Source organism: Kocuria sp. SM24M-10 (assembly GCF_001027955.1).
Lineage (GTDB): Bacteria > Actinomycetota > Actinomycetes > Actinomycetales > Micrococcaceae > Kocuria > Kocuria oceani.
Genome location: NZ_LDNX01000147.1, coordinates 1 through 20,264 on the forward strand (window position 1 = coordinate 1; position 20,264 = coordinate 20,264).

17 protein-coding genes and 3 pseudogenes are annotated in these 20,264 nt (G+C 62.4%); 10 read left to right on the forward strand and 10 right to left on the reverse strand.

Annotation, left to right across the window (positions count from 1 at the left end; genetic code table 11):
• Positions 1-38 precede the first annotated feature (38 nt).
• The gene (locus ABL57_RS17490; RefSeq protein ID WP_082157535.1) at positions 39-764 is read right to left on the reverse strand and encodes a lytic transglycosylase domain-containing protein; all 726 of its coding nucleotides are present in this window, start codon (positions 762-764) and stop codon (positions 39-41) included.
• Between the two features lie 141 nt (positions 765-905).
• Between ABL57_RS17490 and ABL57_RS17495 the strand changes: the two genes are divergently transcribed.
• The 3 genes from ABL57_RS17495 to ABL57_RS17505 all read left to right on the forward strand — a co-directional run bounded on the left by ABL57_RS17495 (position 906) and on the right by ABL57_RS17505 (position 3,595).
• The gene (locus ABL57_RS17495) at positions 906-1,223 is read left to right on the forward strand and encodes a helix-turn-helix transcriptional regulator (RefSeq protein WP_152683444.1); all 318 of its coding nucleotides are present in this window, start codon (positions 906-908) and stop codon (positions 1,221-1,223) included.
• Positions 1,224-1,603: 380 nt separating this feature from the next.
• The gene (locus ABL57_RS17500) at positions 1,604-1,819 is read left to right on the forward strand and encodes a hypothetical protein (protein ID WP_047804764.1); all 216 of its coding nucleotides are present in this window, start codon (positions 1,604-1,606) and stop codon (positions 1,817-1,819) included.
• A 162-nt stretch (positions 1,820-1,981) separates the two neighbouring features.
• On the forward strand, positions 1,982-3,595 hold the full coding sequence (locus tag ABL57_RS17505) for a replication initiation protein (protein ID WP_047804765.1): 1,614 nt from the start codon (positions 1,982-1,984) through the stop codon (positions 3,593-3,595).
• 63 nt (positions 3,596-3,658) lie between these two features.
• Here ABL57_RS17505 and ABL57_RS17510 read toward each other — a convergent pair whose 3' ends face one another.
• The 4 genes from ABL57_RS17510 to ABL57_RS17525 all read right to left on the reverse strand — a co-directional run bounded on the left by ABL57_RS17510 (position 3,659) and on the right by ABL57_RS17525 (position 5,582).
• On the reverse strand, positions 3,659-3,910 hold the full coding sequence (locus tag ABL57_RS17510; RefSeq protein ID WP_047804766.1) for a hypothetical protein: 252 nt from the start codon (positions 3,908-3,910) through the stop codon (positions 3,659-3,661).
• Positions 3,911-4,146: 236 nt separating this feature from the next.
• A complete protein-coding gene (locus ABL57_RS17515) occupies positions 4,147-4,344 on the reverse strand; it encodes an antitoxin VbhA family protein (protein ID WP_047804767.1) in 198 nt (65 codons plus the stop codon).
• Between the two features lie 339 nt (positions 4,345-4,683).
• A complete protein-coding gene (locus ABL57_RS17520; RefSeq protein ID WP_152683445.1) occupies positions 4,684-5,259 on the reverse strand; it encodes a type II toxin-antitoxin system RelE/ParE family toxin in 576 nt (191 codons plus the stop codon).
• Positions 5,256-5,582, reverse strand: coding sequence for a type II toxin-antitoxin system Phd/YefM family antitoxin (locus ABL57_RS17525; RefSeq protein ID WP_047804768.1), 327 nt, complete (start codon positions 5,580-5,582; stop codon positions 5,256-5,258). Before ABL57_RS17525 ends, ABL57_RS17520 begins: the two co-directional genes overlap by 4 nt.
• Before the next feature lie 198 nt (positions 5,583-5,780).
• On the opposite strand from ABL57_RS17525, the gene ABL57_RS17530 reads away from it, so the two are divergent.
• Positions 5,781-6,239: a hypothetical protein gene (locus tag ABL57_RS17530; RefSeq protein WP_053005099.1), complete on the forward strand. Its 459-nt coding sequence runs from the start codon at positions 5,781-5,783 to the stop codon at positions 6,237-6,239.
• 1,475 nt (positions 6,240-7,714) lie between these two features.
• On the opposite strand, the gene ABL57_RS17535 is transcribed toward ABL57_RS17530, so the two are convergent.
• The 4 genes and pseudogenes from ABL57_RS17535 to ABL57_RS23190 form a co-directional block, all read right to left on the reverse strand.
• On the reverse strand, positions 7,715-8,629 hold the full coding sequence (locus ABL57_RS17535; RefSeq protein ID WP_047804769.1) for a ketopantoate reductase family protein: 915 nt from the start codon (positions 8,627-8,629) through the stop codon (positions 7,715-7,717).
• Positions 8,630-8,870: 241 nt separating this feature from the next.
• Positions 8,871-9,134 (reverse strand): annotated as a pseudogene (locus tag ABL57_RS17540) (transposase); the annotation flags it as partial.
• Between the two features lie 10 nt (positions 9,135-9,144).
• Positions 9,145-10,234: pseudogene (locus ABL57_RS17545) on the reverse strand (IS110 family transposase).
• A gap of 306 nt (positions 10,235-10,540) precedes the next feature.
• Positions 10,541-11,115 (reverse strand): annotated as a pseudogene (locus ABL57_RS23190) (IS5 family transposase); the annotation flags it as partial.
• A gap of 336 nt (positions 11,116-11,451) precedes the next feature.
• On the opposite strand from ABL57_RS23190, the gene ABL57_RS17555 reads away from it, so the two are divergent.
• On the forward strand, positions 11,452-12,246 hold the full coding sequence (locus ABL57_RS17555) for a ParA family protein (RefSeq protein WP_047804771.1): 795 nt from the start codon (positions 11,452-11,454) through the stop codon (positions 12,244-12,246).
• Positions 12,246-12,629 carry a hypothetical protein gene (locus tag ABL57_RS17560; RefSeq protein WP_047804772.1) on the forward strand — a complete coding sequence of 128 codons (384 nt, stop codon included), beginning with the start codon at positions 12,246-12,248 and terminating at the stop codon, positions 12,627-12,629. The genes ABL57_RS17555 and ABL57_RS17560 overlap by 1 nt, the downstream gene beginning before the upstream one ends.
• Positions 12,630-12,761: 132 nt before the next feature.
• Here ABL57_RS17560 and ABL57_RS17565 read toward each other — a convergent pair whose 3' ends face one another.
• Positions 12,762-12,968 (reverse strand): cold-shock protein, encoded by a 207-nt coding sequence (locus ABL57_RS17565; protein WP_047804773.1) that lies wholly within the window; start codon positions 12,966-12,968, stop codon positions 12,762-12,764.
• Positions 12,969-13,289: 321 nt separating this feature from the next.
• Between ABL57_RS17565 and ABL57_RS22030 the strand changes: the two genes are divergently transcribed.
• The 4 genes from ABL57_RS22030 (at position 13,290) to ABL57_RS17575 (ending at position 20,146) form a co-directional block, all read left to right on the forward strand.
• Entirely contained in the window at positions 13,290-14,150 is an 861-nt protein-coding gene (locus ABL57_RS22030; RefSeq protein WP_152683448.1) for a hypothetical protein, read from the forward strand.
• Positions 14,147-17,278 carry a DEAD/DEAH box helicase gene (locus ABL57_RS21460; RefSeq protein ID WP_082157549.1) on the forward strand — a complete coding sequence of 1,044 codons (3,132 nt, stop codon included), beginning with the start codon at positions 14,147-14,149 and terminating at the stop codon, positions 17,276-17,278. Before ABL57_RS22030 ends, ABL57_RS21460 begins: the two co-directional genes overlap by 4 nt.
• Positions 17,279-17,905: 627 nt before the next feature.
• A complete protein-coding gene (locus ABL57_RS17570) occupies positions 17,906-18,682 on the forward strand; it encodes an HNH endonuclease family protein (protein ID WP_371212491.1) in 777 nt (258 codons plus the stop codon).
• An 84-nt stretch (positions 18,683-18,766) separates the two neighbouring features.
• Complete coding sequence (locus ABL57_RS17575) at positions 18,767-20,146, forward strand: IS1380 family transposase (protein WP_047804774.1); 1,380 nt, start codon at positions 18,767-18,769, stop codon at positions 20,144-20,146.
• Positions 20,147-20,264: the final 118 nt, after the last annotated feature.

Below are 20,264 nucleotides of genomic sequence, written 5' to 3' on the forward strand. Positions count from 1 at the left end.
ATGCCCGACACCTGGGCCGCTTACGGGCAGTGCGAAGGTCAGCAGTGCTGGTGTCTCACCCCATCCTGACGCACAGGGGGCAGCGGTGCGGTCCACTCCCCGTCCCCCAGGTCCCCGTCCCACGCCTTGGCACCGGTGGGGGCTTTACACCCGGGAGAGAACTCGACCTGGCCGCCGTCGAGGATCGTTTCCACGTAGCGCTGGGTCTCCGCGAACGGCGGCACACCCTCGTGCTGCTGCACCGCTCCAGGGCCGGCGTTGTAGGCGGCCAAGGTCAGGCGCACCAGCTGGTCGGCGTCATCGCCGGCCAGGTCCTTCACCTCGTTGCGCAGCGCTGCCATGTAGCGCCCATAGGCAGGAATCGCGTCCTCGGGATCAGTGACGTCCCCGCCCTGCCCGTAAGCGGCCCAGGTGTCGGGCATGAACTGGGCGATGCCCTGGGCCCCGGCGGCGCTGCCGGCGTGGGGATTCCAGTTGGATTCTTGCTGGAGCTGGGCAGCTACCACGCTCACCGGCAACCCGGCCGTCTTAGCGGCCTCCTCCACCAACGGTCCCCAACCGTTGGGGACATTGATCACCGTGTCCTCGGCTTCCCCGTCGGAGACGACCGCGGAAGGGGAACACGGACCGGCCGCGGCTTGCATATCGGTCACCAGGGCGATGCCGGCCACACTCACAAGGGGGGCACCTACTGCGACTACTCCCACCAATGCCAGGGCAGTAATTGCGAGTGTCGATGAGCTTTTGAACTCTTCCTCTTCCACGAGTCACCTCCTTCCACTTTTAGTAGTACCATCATGTGGTGAAAGGATAAAACAATCAAGAAGGCATGTTGGATCCATCAGGGCGTTCGCTGTCTTGAGGAAATTCGGCGCAATCAGTGGAAGGTGTGGACAATGGTCCGTATGCCAGCGCCGATTCAGCCCCAGGGCCAAAGTGACGACGTGCATCAGGCCGTCATCGCGCTCGGGAACGGACTACGGGCCGCCATCATTCACGAGCTCAGACAGGGCCCCCTGCTAGGACCCGACCTCAACGAGCGGTTGTCCCTGCCCTCGGGCACCGTGACTCCGCAGCTGGCAATCCTGCGCGAGCTCGGTGTAGTGGTGTCTGAAACCCAGACAGGCAGGGGCCGGCCGACACTCCACAGGCTCAACAAGGCGCGGATCCAAGAACTGCTCGACACGTTGGATGCCTACCTCCTGGGCGACAATCAGTCCTGATTCTGTTGCGGCACACCAACACGACGCTCTTCCCGAAGGCCCTTTCTGTCCCGCTCTTGCAAGGTGGAGCCCTACTTCAGCTCAACGTCGATGGTATGTATGCAAACGCCACGACCCCAATCGATGCGGGGGGCATTGCATCGCCGCACCCCAGAGGCAGGGACGTCAAGCATGCAGAGCTACAGGACCAGCAGTCAGATCGCATCCGTCCCCTGATCCGGGGACATGACACGCATCGGACGGCAAGCTAGGCCATACCTATCTCGGGAAACCCGGCCGACGTAGGGGGCGTCATTGGCCACCCAGCACGCATCGCGCTCGATGACGACACGCGGACTGCATGTCTGGCGCATGCGCATGCGCCGTGTAAGACTGAACCCATGAATGACTACAGGGCCCCCAAGATGCAGGGACGAAAGGTGCCGTTCAGCACGCGCCTGACTCCTGAGCAGCATCGACTCGCAGCAGAGGATGCTTCGAAGGCGGGCCTGTCTATGGCTGAGTACATCGGCGCCCTCATTGAGCGTGCTGCTGGCCGTCCCAACAAGCTCGACAATCTTCAGGAGGCGGAGCTCCCGCTCAAGAACACCGCTTAAACGACTGACGGCCCGCCGTGAAGGGCGGGCCGTCGAAGTCATCGGCTGTCTCGTGTCGCCAAACTCTCGACAGCCAGTCAACAGAAACCGGATGAGAACTGCATATGAACCCATTACCAGGGGACCGTTGTGTCCCCTAGTGTACCTGAGGCGCGTCCGCAAGTGGACCCCGCCTTACTCGACATTGCCCTTTTTTGCCCCGAGACCCCGGCCCGCCGGTTCCTGGCGCACCACCGGATCGAGTACTTCCGGTGCGGTCAGACCAAGTCGCAGGCGTTCCCGAACCGTGGGCGGCCCGCTGGTGACTTCGCGTTCATCCAGCTCAACCCGGCCGATTGGTTGAACTTCCTCGTCGTGGACGTCGATGACGAGGACGCGTTGTTGAACTTGATGCACCCGGCCGTGCCGGAGCCGACCTGGATCATCGAGAACCCGCAGACTGGTCATGCCCAGGCCGGGTGGGCGATCGAACCGGTCTACCGGGGCGAGGGTGCTCGGCCGGGCCCGATCCGCTACGCGGAGGCGGTGCAGCGGGCCCTGGACCGGCTGGTGGATGGGGATCCGTGCTTCACCCGGTACCTGGTGCGCAACCCGGCCGCTGCGTTCCCGGCCGGGCGCGTGTGGTGGGGCCGCAGAGCCAGCCCATGGTCCCTAGGGGATCTCAAGACGCACATGGCCGAGTACATCGACCCGTTCCACGACGAGGCCATCGACGGGCCCGCCACACCGGCCTGGGACCCGGGCACGCCCCTGCTGGGACAGTCCGGCATCCCGCGGGTCCCGGTGGTGGACATCGCCACGGAGGTGGGGCGCAACACCGCGGTCTTCCGCGCCACCCGTCGGTGGCTGTGGGACCAGCGGCAGGCCCGCCACCAGACCCCGAGTGAGGCCGCCTCGATCGCCCACGCGCGGGCGCTCAACGCCCAGCTGTCCCACCCCCTGGCTGATGGGGAGGTGGTGTGTCTGGCGCGCTCGGCCGTCCGCCAGGTCAACGCCGGCAAGGGACGCCCCACCTCCACCAGCGGCTCTGATGCGGCACACGAGTATCTGGCGCGGATGGGACGGCGCGGTGGGAAGGCGAGGACCGAGGCCAAGGTGCGTGCGGCGGCGGACAACGCCGGGAAGGCACGCCAGGCCCGTACCGACCGTGTGGGGCAGCTGCGGGCCCAAGCAGTGCGGTTGCGGGCGGCAGGGGCGACCTACCGGGCCATCGCTGAGGCCGTGGGGCGTACCGCCCGCACCGTGATGGCCTGGCTGAAGAACGCGCCCATCTACAACACCATGGGAGGCGGTGAAGTTCTCCAAGCAACAGGTATTGGCTCCGCCCCCGAGGTGCGATCGACCCCCTCCCCTACCCTGGATGAGCCCCCCGCTGCTGCTAACGATGAGGATGCCCCCGTGACGAGTGAACCCGCCTACCAGTGGCCTAAAGGCGTCCTGCCTGGAGAACCAGACCCGGACTTCCAGGATCAGCTCCTCCCCGAGCACCGCGGCCTCACCCTCTGGGTACCCCTGGACTACCTGGAGGATCACCCCCTTGGCTCCGGGTACTGGTCTTTCACCACTGCCTCCGCCTACTGGGAGACAGCCAAGGACGGACCGTTCCACGGCGCTGCGCTGGGTGGGCGAGAACTACACGTCACTGAATTGGGGGCCCGGGTCGGCGAACTCCACGGACTGCGCTTCCCGCACCTGACGGCCGTCACCTACGAGGTCACTCGAATCGCCGGTGAGACGCGCTGGTCAGCACGGTTCCCCGGCTACATCGTCCACTGAAGGGCGTGCCCGGGATCAGTGTGGCAGTGCTCCCAGTGTTTGTCTGACCGTTAGCTGGGCCGGTCAGGAACGCGGCCGAAGGCGGTGTAGTGCGGGAGCGAGGATCACCGCGAACATTTCCTGCAACGCAGCGAGGTCGTGATCCTCGGCCGCGGCCCGGGAGGCGGCATCGTTGACCGCCCCGGTGAACTGGGTCCAGTCCAGCCACCAGTCGGCGGCTGTGGCCGGACGATCGAAGATGAAACCCGCCGAGGGGGTGGTCAACGACACCGGTAGGAACGGCTGCGCTTCCGGGATCGTTTTGCGCAGCTCCACGGCAGCGCAGCTGCCCCGCCCAGAGAAAGTTGTCCTGGAACAAGAGACGGTGAATGGCCTGCAGCTTGGCCAGATCTCGGGTGGGTGCCGGTGGGTGGTGGAACAGCTGCCGGATGTGGGCCGTCACCGGGTCAGCTTCCGCAGTGGCGAGCTCTGTGGTGGTGCAGGCGCCGATCAGGTCGGTCAGGATCTTGGTGTGTGGGTCCAGATACGGGTCACGGTGCGGGTTGGGGACCTTACTCAAGGCCGTAGCGGGCGCGGGTGCGCCGAACCAGCTCCTCGACTTCGAGCCCACCGGCGGCGAAATGATCCAGCTCCGCCCGGGTCGCCGCAGTGACGTGAAGTCCTTCCATGGCCGCGCTGTGCACCACGGAGGCCACCTGTCGTGCCCGGTCCACCTCGAGAGCCGGCGGCAGAATGTGCTGCTGAGCCATGGAACCTCCCCGATCAATGTGTCGCGCCGCGCCATGCACAACTGTCTCCCACTCCCCCACTCCTTTTGCGTGCCTCGCCGGTCCAAGAAGATGCAGGAGTGTTGATCGGCCGGCCGCCGTTGTGATCATTGCCCCGGTCATCGATGATCCGGTGGTGTCGACGGCACTTGGCCTGGTGGTCACGGATCGCTGAGAGAGGCCGGATCTTCACAGGCCTTCCTCATGTGGAGGCTGGGTATGGCCACCTCCCGGTCGGCCGGTGCCCGACGGGCCCCCACCGCCTGGTCCGGCCCTGGTCGATATTCCAGCTCTTTATCGCGCTAGGGCACACGGGAGGGCTTACCGCGGGGTGGACCAGTACGCCTCGAGCCGGGCCATGGCGTCTTCGGGAGTCATCACGGCGACCTCTTGAGCGCTCAGTCCGACCTGGGTGATGAGGCGGCGGGCGAGCCAGTCCGGGACGGGCTCCACCGGGACCGGTTCGGGGGTGGCCTCGAGGTCAGCGAAGAGACGGCCCATGGACTTCAGCACCGTGGTGAGAGCGGTTGCCTGGGGTGAGGTGCCCAGGGCGGCGACACGGGCGGTCATCTCCTGGTAGACCTCATCATCGGATCGGGCGCCGGCGGCCCAGACCTCGGCGACATCGATCACGGTGGCCCCGACGGTGTCGGTGGTCGTTCGCCACACGATGCGCCAGTCGCGGTCGCCGACCACTAGTTTGCGGAAGCCGATAAGGTCTCCCAGTAGTGGTTCGCCGGCCTCGACGGAGCGCTCCAGCAGGAGCATTTTCTTGAAGGCCCAGCGCACGATCTGGGGGTCCTTGCGGTGCAGCCGGTGCAGATCGGCGATGGCGTCTTCGGTGAGTCGGACTACCGCCCGTGGAGCATCCGAGGTGGAGGGCCCGGGTGTGCTCACGGCCTGCCGGCGGCCAGGTCGGCGTCCAGTTCTGCCTCCAGCTGCGCCCGGTCCAGGCCGAAGGCGGTCAGTGCCTCATCCAGGGAGCCGCGCACTCCGCTGTCGGTGGCAGCACGCACGATGACTAGGGCCGCATCGCGCAGGTCTCCCTCCAGGGTGCGCAGCTGCTCCAATTGGCGGGCGCTCACAACGGCGGCCACGGTTTTGCCGTGGCGGGAGACCACAATCTCCTCCCCTGCCTCGGCGTCTTTGATCAAACCGGCCACACCGCGCTGGGAGGCCTCGGTGACCGAGATGGGATGGGAAAGATCCAGAAGAGACATACCCAAAGTATACAGTTTTCTGTGCAGTTTAGGGGTTGGTGAAAATCGCCACCGAGGCCGTCCAGAAGATCCTGCCCGCGCATGGAGGCATGATTTAGGGCCAGATCCCGGGCGGGTACGGGAACCGACTCATAGTTCGGTCGCTGCTAACCGAGGTCTGGAATCGAGACCATCGCCCAGCTGCGTGATGACGACCCGGTGGCCATCCGGGACAAGTTCTCCGTGGTGCAGATGCGCACCGTCCTGGAGCTCAATGGCTTCCCCGCCATCCCGGTGGAGGACGAGGTGGCGACCAAGCAGCAGATCCTGGACTCCCGGTCGTTCCCGGACCCGATCCACGACCCGGAGATCGTCGGGGCGGCGGTGGCCGAGTTTGCCCAACGTGCCTCCCGCCGGCTGCGGAAGGAAGGCGAGGTCACCGGGCGCTTCGTGGTGTTCCCCAGTACCTCCCCGCACCGGCCCGGACCCGAGCACAGCGTCTCCGCGCACGTGCGCCTGGCCGTGCCCACCAGCGAACCCACTCCCCTGGTGGCCGCGGCCCGCGCGGCCCTGGTGCCTAAGCTCATGCACGGGATGCAGTACATGCGCGCCGGTATTCTCTGCACAGACCTCGCCCCCGACGGAGCCGTTTCCGTCCCGCCTGGAGTACTCGAATAGCCCACCCCCTTGGGGAGCTTATCGAGGCGGTGATCGAGCGCTTCGGAACCGGCACCCTGGCGCTGGGCCGGCTTGGCGCCCGCTCCCCCCGCCCCTGGCGAAACCGGCAAGCTGACTGTCACCCGGGTATACGACCGACTGGGCGGAACTACGCACCGTCAGCTGACCCAAGACACAGGAGGGGCTGCCGCACGTTTCCTCGGCCCCGGAGGGCCTCCGAAACGCTTGCCAATGAGGAGGTTGGGGCGCCTCAGCGTCTATCCGGTGACTCGCCCGCCAGTATCGCCGTACCGCGGTGGTAATAGTAGGAATAGTACTTATAGAACTTCTATGCTGCGTAATTCTTGGTTTATTGAGCTGAAGCAATCGGCTATGGGCCATACACATCCGGCTCGGTGTCCATGCTGGCCTCTCATCCTGCGATGTGTGACTGCTTCCCCTCGGCCGCCCACATGATGGAGCCCCTGCCTGACCCAAGCCCTCCTCGCGTCATAGGGCCGTCCCGCCAACGAAATCGAGGTCCATTTGGTGGCCTCGTTTTGAGGATGCTGGACTCGAAGTCCCCTGGTCCTTGGGCCGCAACATGGACGAGCCTCGCTAGTGGTTCATGGGAACTATTCGTACTTATAGTACTTTTAGTACTAAAAGAGCTAAAATCGGTCCGGCAGCCGATCCGCCCAGATGCGCATGCCATGAAGACTCGCCGTAGAGCGGCACGTCTAGGTGCAGGGTGCTTGTTCGTTCACAGGGCGGCAACGTTTCGAGGTTGGGGATTCTTCATGTCGTAAGGACAAGGGTTCAGCGGGGCTTCCCTGTCAGTGCGACCAAGAGGTAGTGGCTCATCTCATTGTGGCCGACCTAGTTGAGTAAAGGACGTAAGTCGTGAGTACCGGCCGAACGGGACGAAGAAGATCAGCGCCATGAACTTTTCCAGATCCTGGGCCCTGACGAAAGGTAGGGCAGCGGGACGCTCGTGGCCGGCCTTCCGCCAAAATGAGAAGAACGCCGGCCGCAGACGGAGGCTGCTGACGGTGTCATCGGCACACCACAGGGTGTCGCACGCGAAGCAACTTACGCAGTGAAGCGTGCAGCTCTACCTATCACTTTTTTAGTAGTTTTAGTGGTTTTACCGGGAATGGTACTAAACCTAGTAATAGTAGGAATAGTGGTGGAGAGTGCGCCGGGGATGAGTCGTGCAGACCTTTCCTGTCATGCCTTGAACTTGTCCCTTGATGCCAGTCAGTGGCAGTAGCCACGCCAGGCCATGGTGGGCCCACAGCGTAGTCAATCTAGGAAAGGAACCTGGCCTCTTTTACTACTAATAGTACTAAAAGTAGTTTTAGTGGTGTTGCCGCGCGGCCGTTCTTTGAAGGAGAAGTTTAGTGGGCACCTGCGTGGTCGAGAAGTAGAAAAAATGAATAGTTCTCAGTGATAACAACCTCCAGCTGCCACAGAAGGTCGGTCCTGGAACCGTCTCAGACGGTGGCGTGGTCGTGGGCGCGCAGCTGGAGTAGGGCCAGGGCGGTGAGCGGAATGTTCACCCCGAGACCGGCGGCGGTGGCGACGAAGGCCCCCAGTAGGTGCTCGCCCTCATGGGGCAGTCCGGCGGTGACGTCGCGGTAGAGGGAAGAGGTGAGCCCTGAACCTGGTGTGCTGAGCATGCCCACCATGGCATCGTGCTCAGGCCCGGGCATCGGATGGCCGGCGGCCGCGGCGACCTGCTCGGTCTCGGCGATGACAGCGCGGATGAAGCGTTCCCCGTCGGGGGCGGCCACGATGTCCCCGACGGGGGCCCGCATTAGGCAGGTGATAACCCCGGCGGCGGTGATGAACGCCCACTTGTGCCACATGGCGCCCACCACGTCCTCGGCGATCGAGGCCTCCATCCCGGACACGGACAGCTCCCGGTGGATACGGCGGATCCGGTCGGTGACCCGCCCGGACAGGGAACCGAGGGTGAGGGTGGCGATCGGGTGCATTTGATGAATCGCCCCGTCGTCGGCCACGGTGGCTACCGCCTTCACAATCCCGCCCAGCACCCGGGCCGGTCCGAAGCGGTCGGTGAGCGCCTGCAGGTGGGCCATGCCGTTGAGGAAGGGCAAGACCATCGTCTCCGGGCCCATGGCGGGGGCGATCTGGTCAATCACGTCTGGCAGGGCACCGGCCTTGACCGCCACGATCACCAGATCGTAGGTGCCCTCCAGGGCCTCGGCAGTGACGGTGGCCACCGGGACTGTCTCCTCACCACCAGGCCCGACCAGGCGCAGGCCGTCTCGGAGCTGCTCGGCGCGGCGAGGGCGGACCAGGAGGGTGACGTCGCGCTCGGCCTTGATCAGGCGCGCCCCAAAGTAGCCGCCGGTGGCACCGGCTCCAGCGATCAGGATTCTCATCAGTTCGGTCCTTTCGATCCTGCCCGAGGAGGGCTTCGTCGATCCGGTCCCGGACGAGTGGCTTCTCGTCCTTGGCGAGTGTACGGAGCCTGAGGCGTGGTTCAGGTGCGATGGACTGTACCGCGGATCTTTTACCCCTAATAGTACTTTCAGTGGTTATTTCCGGTGCCGCGCTTGGGTGCAATGCTTCCCAGCCGACACGACCGAGCTCACGGCGGGATGGCAAGAATTAGACCTGGTCTCATAACTCGGTCGCCTGGCGCAGTCGGCGGAGGTTGATGAGCGTGACGGCGAGCAGGAGCAAGGGCAGCAGCGTGGCTGCGGTGCGGTCGTAACGAAGCCCGAGGCGCTTGAAGCGCAAGACCCAAGAAATGGTGCGCTCCACGACCCAGCGGTGCCGGCCCAGGTGGGTCTTGGCCTCGATGCCGCGGCGGGCGATCCGAACCTTGATGCCTCGCCGATGCAGGTAGCGGCGGCACCTCGGGTAGTCGTAGCCCTTGACGCCCTTCTGTTCGTCAAGCGGCGAATTGGACCTGGTCGGCAGCTCGGTATTGGTTGCGGATGAGGTAGTAGACCTCTCGTGCGATGTAGCGCTTGAGGCACCGCAGGATCTCGATGTTGGAATGGCCTTCGGCCTTCTTCCGTTCGACGTAGTGCTGGGTGACCGGGTCCATGCGCCAGCGGCTGATGGCGATCATGTGCAGGGCGGAGTTCGCGGCCCGATCTCCTCCGCGGTTGAGCCGGTGCCGGGTGGTCTTACCCGAGGACGCCGGCAGCGGTGCGGCTCCGCAGAGCATCGCGAAGGAAGCCTCCGAGGTCAATCGGTCAGGGTTGTCCCCGGCGGTGATCAGCAGCTGGGCCGCCGATTCGTAGCCGACCCCGGGGCGCTCCAGCAGGGTGGGGGCGAGTTCGTCGACGATGTTGTGGATGATCTGGTCCAGGTCGGCGATCTCGTCGTGCAGTTCCAGGAAGCGGCGGGCTATGGACTTCAGCGCGATCCGGTTCGCGCAGGTGGGGTCACGATAGCCGGTGGCATCCGGGCGCCAGGCGGCGATCGTGCGGATCAGCTGCATGCGGGTGAGGTTGCGCAACTGGTCGCGGAGCTCTTCCGGAGCGGCGACGATCTGCGTCTGGATCAGTTGCAGGGCCACCCGGCGGGAACGCACGGCCGAGGTGCGGGCCACGCGCAGCACCCGTAGGGACTCGGTCATCCCATCGCGGGTCTTCGGGGTGACCGTGCGGATTCCGCGCAGTGCCGCACGAGCGGCGTTCTGAAGCGTCGATGGTGTCGTTCTTGCCGCGCCGGCGCCGGTCGGCCCGGTCACCGGCCATGACCTCGAGGACTTCCACACCGGCGGCCTCGAGGTGACGCAGCAGCCCGGCCCCATAGGACCCGGTGCACTCCACCCCGACGCGGGCCACGTCGCCGTGGGTGTGCATCCAGCGCAGCAGCGCCCGGTATCCGGCACGGGTGGTGGAGAAGGCCGCAGTGGCCAGCACGTGGCCGTCGGTGTCGACGACGGCGGCCAGATGCAGGTCCTTGTGGGTGTCGACCCCGCCGATGACGACCGGTCGATGGTGCGGCAGGGATGGTGATGTCGTCATGGCGGTGGCTCCTGGTTCTGAGCGTAGGGATGGTGTCCCCGGGTCGAACCAGCCACCTGGACACGACAGTAATGAGACGGATTCCCGTCAGGCCCTTCTTGAGTCACACGGCGCCGGCGAGACCTCAGGGTCTCGCCGGAGGTGTTCCCGAGCGACCGACACGTCAATGGAATGACACCGATCAAGGGTCGGTCAGCGTGAGGGTCAGGACGCTGCGAGAGCACCTCCGGCACCACGGTAGCCCCACGGGGTCGATCGCTGTGAGGGTCAGGACGCCCGGGTGCACCTGGCCCTCACAGTCTTACTGTCCGCGTGCAGCTTCTCCGGCCGGCGGCGAGGCCGCCCTGGACGACCACGGCGACCGCGCACTGCCGGATTGGTCTCCAGCAGCGGCTCAAAGAGCTTGCTGTCGTGCGTGTTGGCTGCTGAGGCCAGTACGTGCAGGGGGAGACCGGCCGCGTCGGTGAGCAGGTGGTACTTCGTCCCCGGTTTCCCGCGGTCGGTGGGGTTGGGGCCGGTCAGCTCGCCCCCCTTTTGGCCCGCACCGAGACCGCGTCGATGCTGGCCCGGGACCAGTCGAGGATCCCCTGCTCGGAGAGCTCCTCGAGCACGGCCCGGTGCAGCTTCTCCCACACCCCGGCCTCCTGCCACGCGCGCAGCCGGCGCCAGGCGGTGTGACCGGATCCGTACCCCAGAGCCGGGGGCAGGTCCCGCCAACGGCACCCGGTGTGGAGCACGAACAGGATCCCCTCCAGGGCCGCCCGGTCCTCGATCCTGGGCCTACCACCGGGCCCTCGAGGCGGTGGCTGGGGAGGGATCAGCGGAGCGATCAGCTCCCACAGACGGTCATCGACCATCCACGACTGCGTCCTCGTCGTCATGCAGGCACTGTGTACCGTTCCCAGGCAGGTGGGCAACGACCGATCTGGTTTTGAGACCAGGTCTTAGTGCGCCCGTTGCGAGATCTGTCAGGCCCGGCCGGGAAGGGCGTCCTCTGGTCGGGCAAGTCAGGTAGGACTTCATGAAGGAGGCCAACCTCCTTCTTCAGACGACGCTTCCTCGGACAGTGTGGAACGGCATCGCAGATGTGTCGGGGGCTGTGAAGATCGACGGGTCATGGAAGAGAGATCGGCCTGCGGGGCTTCTGTCAGGCATGTCAGCAGGTAGACGAGCGACTGCTCCTAACAGTACTGTTACTCCTATTGGAGGTTACATCTATGACGACGCGCATCCTCGCTCTGTGCAACCAGAAGGGCGGCGTGGGTAAATCCACGACCACCTTCCACCTCGCTCGAGCTGCCATCACCGCCGGTCAACGGGTGCTAGTGGTCGATCTGGATCCGCAGGGCAACCTGACCAGTGTCGCGGCCGCCGAACCGGTGGCCGAGGACCAAGTGGGACTGGCAGATGTGCTCAGTTCCCGCGCCGAGGAGACTGCACGAGATGTGATCGTGTCCGGGGTGTGGGAGGGCCTAGACGTGCTGCCGACCACGGGGGAGACCCTCGGGTTCGTCCGTGACGAACTCGTAGTTGCCGGCGCCGGACGCGAGGGCCGGCTGCGTGAGGCCCTGACCGAGGTCGCGACTGACTACGACCTGATCCTCATCGACTGCGCCCCCAGCCTGGACCAGCTGACCATCAACGGGCTCACCGCCGCCGATGCGGCCGTGGTGGTCACCCAGTCAAAGCTGTGGAGCGCTAACGGGCTGGCGCACCTGCTGACCACGATCGACAACGTGCGCCGCTACTACAACCCGGGCCTGTCCGTGGCCGGGATCATCGTCAACCAGCACGAGGAGCACACCGTGGCCGGCCGGCACTGGCGCCAGGAGCTCCAAGAGGCCGCCACTGCCCGCTCTTTGACCGTGCTTACCCCGCCGGTGCCCAAGCGGGCCGCGATCGCCGATGCCACCGAGGCCGCCCGCGGCCTGGACGAGTGGGGCACCAGCGAAGCCACCACGCTGGCCGGGATCTACGCCGACTACCTCACCACCTTGGAAGGAGCCCGCTGATGGGGCGGCCCGCACCGCGCAAGTCCAGCCTGGCCGGGCGCACCCCGGTCACCCCACCGCCGGCCGACCCCGCCCCGGCTGACCTGACTCCCCCGGTGGCGGCGGCCCCTGCAGTCCAGGAACAGCCGGCCGCTGTCGCGCCGGAGAAGAAGAACAAGTACCCACCGAAGGTCTCCTTCTACCAGGACCCGGCCGACACGGCCCGGGTTCGCGGGGCTATCTTGCACACCCAGGTGGCCGAAGGCACCCGATCGCTCTCGGACTTCATCAATAACGCCGTAATGGCCGAGGTGCACCGCCTGGAAGCCAAGTACAACGGGGGTCAGCCCTTCCCCGGAGTCGGTGCCCGGGGCCTGCCCCAAGGCCGCCCCCTGGGACGCTAACGCGTCCGGGAAGATGGTGAGCCACAAAGGAACTGCCACCCAGCCCGCGGGCTGGATGGCGGTTCTTTGCAGCGGTGCTCCGGCCGCTGGCTCAGGCCACCGCGGCTCCTCGTGCGGGGCCCCGCGGTTGTGTCAGGAGATGACGGTGATGTTCGCCGCCTGCAGGCCCTTGGGGCCCTGCTGGACCTCGAACTGAACCCGCTGGTTCTCCTCCAATGAGCGGAAGCCTCCGGAATTGATCGCGGAGAAGTGCGCGAACACGTCCGCGGACCCGTCTTCGGGGGAGATGAAGCCGAATCCCTTCTCGGCGTTGAACCACTTGACCACACCAGTAGTCATATCCAGTACCTACTTCTGTTCTGCGAACTGTCGAGCCTCCCCGAGGTTCGGTTCGAGTCCATGCCAGAAGACAACGCGACGCCGAACTGTCCACGATGTCATTAGACACGCTGTGCACGATCTTGTGAGACAGAAGCGTCCACGATGCCCCGAGACTTCACAGATGCACAGGCGCTACACCACTACCTGGGGCTTGACCTACCGTGTCCATCAGCGACCCGCGCCTCCTACTATGCTTACGCACATGGTGCGCACGCAACAGATCTTCATGCAGGCCATCAGTGCTAGTCCCACCACAAGCATCGGCGCGGGGGCTGCCTGATGAGCACAGACCTGCCCGAAGCAGCACTATTCAACCGAGCGGATCACGGAACGCAACCACACCAGCTGGTCATATTGACGGCCAACGGAACTACATGGCTGGAACAACTTGCACTGAGATATCGCCAATTGCGGAGCGAAACACGCGTTGAGCCCGTCGGCCTTACGTTAGATGGCGTAGAAATCCTCAGCGTAAGAAAACTGAAAAATCGTCTTGCTGCATCGCAGATCGCAGATCGCAGCGGTGGAAATTTCGATATTATTCGATCAGACTTGGGTGAAATTATACTCAATTACGTGGGGCAAGAGCTTGATGGGTTTCAGTATGGGTACCAGTCCATTCGTGACCGCGAACTAAAAAATCTTGCTGGCCGCAGCATCGACCAAATTGGAGTGAAAACCACACAGGGTCCCGATGGGCAAACGAATTTGGCATTGATGTTGGGCGAGGCAAAGGTCTCAACTGAACCAAAAAGTCCCCCCAGTGTCGTGGACACTAAAAAAGATTCGTTAAGTAAGTCTCACACTAAACAACTGGCTGAAGTAGAGTCGACGGCGGACAAAATTTGGCATGCATATAAATTTTGCGTGGATCAGGAAACGCAAATGCTATTTGGTCTAGCTGTAGAAATGTTTGAATCAGCGCACCCCCAGCTCACTGTTTATGCTTCAAGCGTTCTGGTGCGCCCCAATAGCATAGCTTCTATTAATGACTTTGGCTCGTACCTTGACAATCCGGACCAATTTAATGGTGCCGTGGTCAATTTCTATATCGTACGAGCCAACAGTGACGATCTCGAAGGCCTCGTGGACACATTTTTCGAGCTGGCAACAACGGAGCCTTCAAAGGACGCGACATGACGCTCGCCATAAATGAGCTGCTTGCATCCGTCGGGGCGGACGCTATAGCTCTTGCCGCCGAAAAACAATCCATCATGGATAGAGTTACACCATGGAGGCAAATCGAACAAACGGTGAAACCACAATCCCTGGCAAGAATGGCAAACTTGCTGGAAGGGCAGGCGTTAACAACCACCGGAGTCGACCAACTCAAAGCATTTAGTGAAGCCTTCTCATGCTGGAAAACTCTTGCGCTTGAGACAGATTTCGGAAAACACAACCCCGACGACAAATACCTTCCGCCGAATCTTAGTATTGCTTTCCGTATTGCCGTAAGTGGCACTGCGTCAGAAAGAACAAGCGAAGCTCAGCATACGCTGACAAAACTCCTTCCCATTGCACGCGATATCACTAGCGCAACACAGGATACAGATAACTGGCAGTTCGCCATTCTCCATGATCTAGCTTTGGCCGTATGCCTGCTCGTGCGTAAGAATAATGGCTGGTCTGATATTGAAACTGCGTTGGCACTCATGGAGGGTCTTCGTGCTCGGCAAACCTCGATGGAGGACGCATACCTTGATGCTTTTGAAGCTGAAACGGCCGACCGGAAGCTTATAGAACTAGTTGCCTGTTACCACCTCGCGCAGATGGTGACGTCATCGGGAGAGTTTATACAATCAGGACTCCCAGGGTCCACTGCGGTGCTCTCAAGACTTGATCGCCATCGGGATCAGGCACTTGAAGCTGCTGCCCTGGTCAATAATGGTGTGATTTCTCGACTTGCGCGTTTGACAAACGTAATTTGTCGTCACTTGGTGCGCAACTCTATTTGGAATCAAGTAGAGGGCCTTGGGACAAACGCATCCAGGTTTGCGAACTTGCTGGCATCACGCAACATGGAAACCCCTCTCCTGGAACTGTGGCCAAGTCAGCAACAAGCATTGCGCAAGAACTTTCTTGATCCATACTCGCGTGCAATTTTGGTGCAAATGCCTACAAGTGCGGGCAAGACACTGCTTGCCAAATTCTCAATTGTGCAGACGCTGGCCTTGAATCCTGATTCCACTGTTGCATACATTGTCCCAACGCGGGTCCTCGTCAACCAGGTTGTAGACGAACTCCGACGTGACCTTCGAGGTTTAGGTCTGGAAGTAGAACAAGCAATTCCGGTTTTTGAGCTCGATCCGACGGAGAATGTAATTCTCTCTGAGCCGCCCAGTGTCCTTGTCACAACGCCCGAGAAAATGGACCTACTAATTCGGGAAAATCACCCATCGTTAAAACGATTATCTCAAGTTGTTGTTGACGAGGCTCACAACTTGGCTGAAGGCACGAGAGGTGCTCGACTCGAGCTCCTCCTTGCAACACTACGGCGTGATCGACCCGAAGCGCGATTCTTATTGCTTTCACCATTTCTTCCCAACGCAACTGAAATTGTAGAGTGGTTAGGGGACGAGCGTGCGCTACTTCCAATTGCGGTTGATTGGCGCCCGAACAAACGGGTCGTTGCAGCGATTGAAACGGTATCGCACGGTCGTGGTGACTATGATGTTGTGCTTCGCACCGTCGACGCTGTTGAGAACTCGGATCTAGATAAAGGTGTCGAACTTCCTCTAGCTAACGAACGAAAGAGGCCGACCAGTTTAAAATCCCTTACAGGCATCGCTGCAAAGGCGTTGCGTGAACGTGAAGGCGTTACTCTGGTGGTCTGCTACGGCAAATCAACGTCAATGGTTCGAGCTGCCGATATAGCTAAAAAACTGCCGGAAACCAAGGCCACTGGACTTATTGATGTTGTAATTTCCCATGTAACAGACGAGCTTGGTCCCAACAACTCACTTTCGCCTTTATTGCGTAAGGGAGTTGCATACCACCATGCTGGCATGTCATTAGAGACTCGTCGTCTAATCGAGCTTCTCGTACATGATGGTGCCATACACACAGTTGCGGGTACTACGACCTTGTCCCAAGGGGTAAACTTCCCTATAAACAACGTAATTATTGAGTCACGCACTAAAGGCCGCGGCGGTGAGAAACTAGGGTATGCAGATTTTTGGAATACTGCAGGTCGAGCAGGTCGAGGTCGCCTTAGCGATCTAGGTGTGGTTGCTTTCCCTGTTGTGACTAACGAGCAACGTGCGGATTGGGATTCCTTTTTTAAGGAAGGAGCGAGCTCAATTGCTAGCCAGCTTGCAATGCTGGTTCAGAATGCTGATGAGATTAGTGCCGATTTAGGTTTCGCCAGTCTTTACAATTATGAGGCTTTATCGCCTTTTATGCAGTATTTGGCCCATGCCATGAAGGTGTCGGGTGCCACCGCAGCCGTTCGAGATATTGAAGACCTTCTGCGTGGAAGTCTGGTTTATCGTCAAGCGCAGGATGTCTCCGAGGAAACAGCTTCCCAGTTGGTGCGACTGTGTCGTGCCTATTTGCAGGATATTTCCAGGACCCCTGGCTTAGTTGCTCTTGCCGATGGGACCGGATTTTCTACGCCGTCTGTTAATAGACTTCGTTATGACGCTCAAAATACACCCAGTCTCCGTGATTATGATTCATGGAATTCCTCATTGCTATTTGGCTCAAATGCTGATCCGTTAGCTACTCGAATCGATTTACTGGCGAGTCTTCCCGAAATGCGGCTGGGTCGTGACGATCCGGGGCAGTTCAGCTCTACACGCGTAGCACGTATTATTAGTGACTGGGTAAATGGTCGATCGGTGCCTGAGATGGTCGCGGAATATGGAAATACGAACAAGCCCGAGGAATCACGGTTTTCAGAATTTACTGCATACCTATATTCATCTTTGACTGGCAAAGTAAGCTGGGGAATGGGTGCGCTCCAACGTGTCAGTTGGGCAGGAAATCATTCGGTTGTCCAGGGCGACAGTATTCATATCCCTTCGATGATTTTTTACGGTGTTAATAGTAAAGAAGCTGTATGGATGCGAATGGCGGGCTTGCCAAGGGATGCTGCAAGCCGTGCGGCGGAGCTGTGGAAATTGCGGCGTCCACATGAGGTTCCCGTTTCCTACGGGGATTTGCGGTCGTTTGTCGGCGGTATTAATGCTGACGACTGGGAGGCTACACGAGGCTCAAGTGTAATGTCGGGTGACCAGATGGTTTCCCTGTGGTCCAGTATTAGTTAGGCGGGTTGGAGTAGTGCAGTATAGCTTAATTTAGCGGCCATGCGTATTGGTTCCAATTTTTGGCTTTTGCGCATGGCTAGTTTAGGCCGCACTGCCTTTATTGTTATGATGTTTTATTTGTATATTATTTAAGTCGGCTTTGTTATGCCCGCACTAATCGATTTACCTGGTACCCACTTGCTCCCAATTTAGCGTCATTAGTTTTTCCTCATCTTTAGTGGGCGAGACTGTGCGATTTTTCGTGGTCTACCTTTTGTGCTAGCTACGAGTCGATGGTCATTGCTGAGAGCCGACATTTTGCCACCCGCGTCTGTGCCACTTCTGGCCTCCAATCGTCCCTTCCCTCCGGGCAACCTTTGCGTGGCTAGGTACTGATATGGGTACGCAAAACGTATCGGTTGTGAACCGATGCTGGCGGTCCTTGGTTGTGTCGTTGCGGCGAAATGGACACTCGGGAGTAACCTGTGGTCCTCCTTTGCATATGCATCACATCCCCCATCCTGGAGGCCCGCAGTGTCTACCCCCTACAGCCCCATGCCGCCAGGTTCTCCTGGTGCCCCTAGCGACTCTGGCCGGAAGGGGAAGCGATATGCCCTTTTCGGGTGCGCAGGATGTCTTGGGCTGGTTGTGCTGCTCTTCCTGATCGCCGGCATCCTTGGAGCACTCGGGATCGGTGCGGCCAATACGGCCAGTGTCACCACGCCCACAGCCACTGCCACCTCGACGGCCACTCCCTCCTCCACGCCCACTCCCACCGCCACGGTGCCCATCAACATCGAAGGTGAAGAGCTTGGGGGTGTCGCCGAGGGAACCCTGGTTGAGGGCATCGATGGGGAGGCCCCTCGCAAGGCCCCCGACGCGGACGTCAAGTCCATAGACGCCCTGGAGGCGCTCGAGGTCAAAGGCCGCGCGCCGAAGACCGGATACGACCGCGAGAAGTTCGGAGCGGCGTGGGCGGACGTTGACGGGAACGGGTGTGACACTCGCAATGACATCCTCTACCGCGACCTCACGGGATCCGTGACCTCGGATGGGTGCACGGTTACTTCCGGGACCCTGGATCCGGATCCATACACGGATACCGTGATCGATTTCGTCCGCGGGCCAGCGACCTCGGCTGATGTGCAGATCGACCATGTCGTGGCGCTGTCCGATGCCTGGCAGAAGGGGGCCCAGCAGCTCGATGCGGAGACCCGAGCCCTGTTCGCCAACGACCCGCTGAACCTGCTGGCCGTCGACGGACCCACCAACCAGGCCAAGGGCGATAAGGACGCCGCCAGCTGGTTGCCACCCAACAAGGGCTTCCGCTGCGAGTACGTGTCCATCCAGATCGCCGTGAAGGCCAAGTACGAGCTGTGGATCACTCAGCCTGGATGCGCCGATGTCGAGGGTCGCCGTGGGTGAGTCCTGACAGACGAATGCCCTTCTTGCTTGGGACGATGGGAGTTCTTCACGCTTCCACGTCACCCAGCAGAAGGGCACCCGATAGTGCGAGTCTCCCACAGCTTTTCGGCTGATTTCGATGACCCCAACCTCGTGTCCACCGCCGGGCTTCTCCCAGTGATGGGCCTGGCCGAGGAGGCCGGGCTGCACGAACTCGTCGCCGACCGTCTCACGGTGCCGGGTCCGGCAGGGTCCAACGCGCCCGTGAAGATCTCGGCGCTGGTGGCGGGGATGGTCGCCGGGGCCGACAGCATCGCCGATATGGGGCTGCTGCGCCACGGCGGGATGCGCCGATCGTTCTCCGGGGTGCGGGCCCCGACCACGCTCGGCACGCATCTGCGGGCCTACACCTTCGGTCACGTCCGCCAGCTCGACGCGGTGGCCTCCCGCCTCCTGGCCGGGCTCACCGACCGGGTCCCGGGGTTGCTGGCCGGGGCCGAGGCGGTCGCCTACCTCGATGTCGACGACACGATCCGGCAGACCCACGGCTACGCCAAGCAGGGCACCGGGTACGGCTACTCCGGGGTGCGAGGGCTGAACGCGCAACTGGCCACACTGTCGACACCTTCGGCGGCCCCGGTGATCGTCGGCACGAGGCTGCGCCGCGGCTCGGCGGCCTCCGCCCACGGCGCCCCACGGCTGGTCGCCGAGGCCCTGGCCACCTCGAGGAAAGCCGGGGCCACCGGGACGGTCACGGTGCGGGCGGACTCGGCGTACTACAACCGGGACGTGGTCGCCGCCGCCCTTGCGGGAGGGGCACGGTTCTCGATCACCGCCCGGATGGACCCGGCCGTGACCGCGGCCATCAGCCGCATCCCCGAGGACGCCTGGACGGGGATCCGGTACCCGGAGGCGATCTTCGACGAGGAACAGGGCCGGTGGATCTCCGATGCCGAGGTCGCCGAGATCCCCTACACCGCCTTCACCTCCCGCCGGAAGACCGAGCACGTGTCGGCGCGGCTGATTGTGCGCCGGGTCAGGCGCCTGAACCCCGCCACCGCCCGGGCCGGGCAGAACGAGCTGCTTGTTGCCTACCGGCATCACGCGGTGTTCACCGACTCGCCCCTGAGCACGCTCGAGGCCGAGGCCTCCCACCGGGACCACGCGATCGTCGAACAAGTCATCGCCGACCTGAAGAACGGCCCGCTGGCCCACCTGCCGTCCGGGGTGTTCACCGCCAACGCCGCCTGGCTGGTGTGCGCGGCGATGGCCTTCAACCTCACCCGTACTGCCGGGGTGATCGCCTCGAACCGGCACGGACGGGCGCGCACCGCCACGATCCGGACCCAACTCATCCAGGTGCCGGCCCGGATCGCCAACCACGCCCGGAAATGGCGGCTGCACCTGCCCACCGCCTGGCCCTGGCGCAGCGCATGGGAGAACCTCTTCCGCCACGCCCACGAGAGCGCTACCGCCATCGCCTGACGAGAAGCCCTGACCGCACGAGCGAGGACCCCCAGTGGAAAAGCCGGGCAGACCGGCGACCCCCGCACGCCAAAAACCAGAAATCGCTGACTCGATCCCGATCAGCTCACCGGAAAAT